General features: G+C 68.8%; 3 protein-coding genes. All 3 read left to right on the top strand.

What is annotated here, in order from left to right; all coding sequences use genetic code 11:
- Positions 1 to 645: tyrosine recombinase (locus DSP71_RS10120; protein WP_113681020.1), on the top strand; the 645-nt coding region annotated here is incomplete at its 5' end.
- 194 nt (positions 646 to 839) lie between these two features.
- On the top strand, positions 840 to 1,673 hold the full coding sequence (locus tag DSP71_RS10115) for a ParA family protein (protein WP_168441067.1): 834 nt from the start codon (positions 840 to 842) through the stop codon (positions 1,671 to 1,673).
- Positions 1,657 to 2,514, top strand: a complete 858-nt coding sequence (locus DSP71_RS10110; RefSeq protein ID WP_046749373.1) for a ScpA family protein — start codon at positions 1,657 to 1,659, stop codon at positions 2,512 to 2,514. The genes DSP71_RS10115 and DSP71_RS10110 overlap by 17 nt, the downstream gene beginning before the upstream one ends.
- The last annotated feature ends 37 nt before the right edge of the window (positions 2,515 to 2,551 follow it).

The raw sequence follows: 2,551 nt of genomic DNA, 5'->3' as shown, positions 1-2,551 counted from the left end.
TTCCTGGCACGCGAGGGCATCGAGGCTGACGACCCCAGCGGCCGGCTCCGCCCGCCCAAGGCGCCGCGACGGCTCCCCAAGGCCCTGACCATCGAGCAGGTCGAGCGCCTTCTCGCCGCGCCATCGCCCGAGGACCCGCTCGGCATCCGCGATCGCGCGCTGCTCGAACTCCTGTATGCGACCGGAGCCCGGGTGTCGGAGGCCATCGACCTCGACGTGGACGACCTGGCGCACGGCGACGTGCTGCGACTGCGGGGGAAGGGGGCCAAGGAGCGCATCGTGCCGGTGGGCTCCTACGCGCGCGCCGCCGTGGACGCGTACCTGACGCGCGTGCGTCCGGGACTGGCGGCCAAGGGACGTGCCTCTGCCCGACTGTTCCTCGGCGCTCGGGGCGCCCCGCTCTCACGCCAGAGCGCCTGGCTCGTCATCCGCGCTGCCGCCGAGAGAGCGGAGATCACGGTCGACGTCTCCCCGCACACCCTGCGGCACTCGTTCGCGACGCACCTCCTGCAGGGCGGGGCGGATGTGCGCGTGGTCCAGGAGCTCCTCGGGCATTCGTCGGTCGCGACGACGCAGATCTACACCCACGTCTCCGTCGACGCGCTCCGCGACATCTACGCGACGTCGCACCCGCGCGCCCGATAAGAGTTGCCGCGCCCGCTCGGGTCGCCTGCCGCGTGTCGGTGGCGCTGCCGCGCGCCGATCGCTCTGCCGCGTGCCGAGGCGGCCGGAGAACCGCATGGCCGGTACAATCGACCAAGCACGACGGAGCAGGAGAACGGGTGGCTGAGAAAGTGGCGAAGTCCAGGGCGAAGGCGCAGAAGGCCGACGAGACCCCCATGGGACCCACCGGCCGTCCGTATCACGGCTTCCCGATCCCCGAGCCGCTGAAGTCCCACGGCCCTGCACGCATCATCGCGCTGTGCAACCAGAAGGGCGGCGTCGGAAAGACGACCACGTCGATCAACCTCGCCGCGTCGCTGGCCGAATACGGCCGGAAGGTGCTGGCGGTCGACTTCGATCCCCAGGGTGCGCTCTCTGCGGGCCTCGGTATCCCCACCCACGACGTGCCGACGATCTACGACCTGCTGTTGGACACCAAGCGCGACGCCCACGATGCGATCGTGCACTCGAGTGTCGAGGGCCTCGATGTCATGCCGGCGAACATCGATCTCTCCGCTGCCGAGGTGCACCTCGTCAACGAGGTCGCGCGAGAGACGATCCTCGCCCGCGTCCTGCGCCAGGTGGCGGGGGAGTACGACGTCATCCTGATCGACTGCCAGCCTTCGCTCGGCATCCTCACCGTGAACGCGCTGACGGCGGCCCACGGCGTGATCATCCCGCTCGAGTGCGAGTTCTTCGCCTTGCGCGGGGTCGCGCTGCTGATCGAGACGATCGACAAGGTCCGCGACCGGCTCAACCCTTCGATCACGATGGACGGCCTGCTGGCGACGATGTACGACCCGCGCACGCTGCACTCCCGTGAGGTGCTCGAGCGTGTGGTCGAGGCATTCGGCGACGATGTGCTGGAAACCGTGATCGGCCGCACCGTGAAGTTCCCTGACGCCTCCGTGTCGGGCGTGCCGATCACCGAGTTCGCCCCCGAGCATGCCGCCGCTCAGGCGTATCTGCGGCTGGCGCGGGAGCTGGTCGCCCGTGGCGCCGTCGCCTGACGAAGCACCCGTCGACCCGTCGCTCCAGGAGAGCGCAGACGAAGGAGCGTCCGCCGAAGCCAGCGGCTTCACGGTCTCGCTGTCGAACTTCGACGGCCCCTTCGACCTGTTGCTGAACCTCATCTCGAAGCACGAGATGGACATCACCGAGGTATCGCTGAGCGCGGTCACCAACGAGTTCATCGCGTACCTCGGCCAACTTGACGACGACGAGGACCTCGATCAGGCGTCCGAGTTCCTGGTCGTGGCCGCGACCCTGCTCGACATGAAGGTCGCCGGTCTTCTCCCTCAGGGCGAGCTGGTCGATGCCGAGGCGGTGGCTCTGCTCGAGGCGCGCGACCTGTTGTTCGCACGCCTGCTGCAGTATCGGGCCTTCAAGGAGGTCTCGACCTGGTTCGCCCGCTGTCTGCAGCGCGAAGACCGTCGTCACGTGCGCGCTGTCCGTCTGGAGGAGAAGCACCGACGTCAGACGCCGGAGCTCGTGTGGTCCTTGAGTGTCGACGACTTCGCCGCTCTCGCCCTCCTGGCCTTCGCCCCGAAGGAGATCCCGCACGTCGGGCTCGATCACCTGCACGCGCCCCTGGTCAGCATCCGCGAGCAGGCGGCGATCGTGGTGACGCTGCTGCGCGGCACCGAGTCGGTGAGTTTCCGTGAACTCGTGGCCGGCGTGACCGAGCCGGGCATCGTCGTGGCACGGTTCATCTCGGTGCTGGAGCTCTACCGGCACGCGGCGCTGTCGTTCGAACAACTGGAACCGCTCGGCGAGCTGACGCTGCGCTGGGCAGCCGACTCCTGGTCGGATGAGACGCTGGCGACCCTGGGAGCCGACTATGACCGATGATGTGACGGACGAGACGAACGCCGACCTGGCCGGTGCC

Source organism: Microbacterium sp. H6, assembly GCF_003314775.1.
Lineage (GTDB): Bacteria > Actinomycetota > Actinomycetes > Actinomycetales > Microbacteriaceae > Microbacterium > Microbacterium oxydans.
The sequence above is the reverse complement of the archived record's forward strand: the minus strand, read 5'-3'. Positions and strand labels throughout refer to the sequence as shown.

What these genes read in the sequence shown, in the direction of transcription:
- DSP71_RS10115 (WP_168441067.1), top strand. Translation starts at nt 840, where the DNA reads ATGGGACCCACCGGCCGTCCGTATCACGGCTTCCCGATCCCCGAGCCG.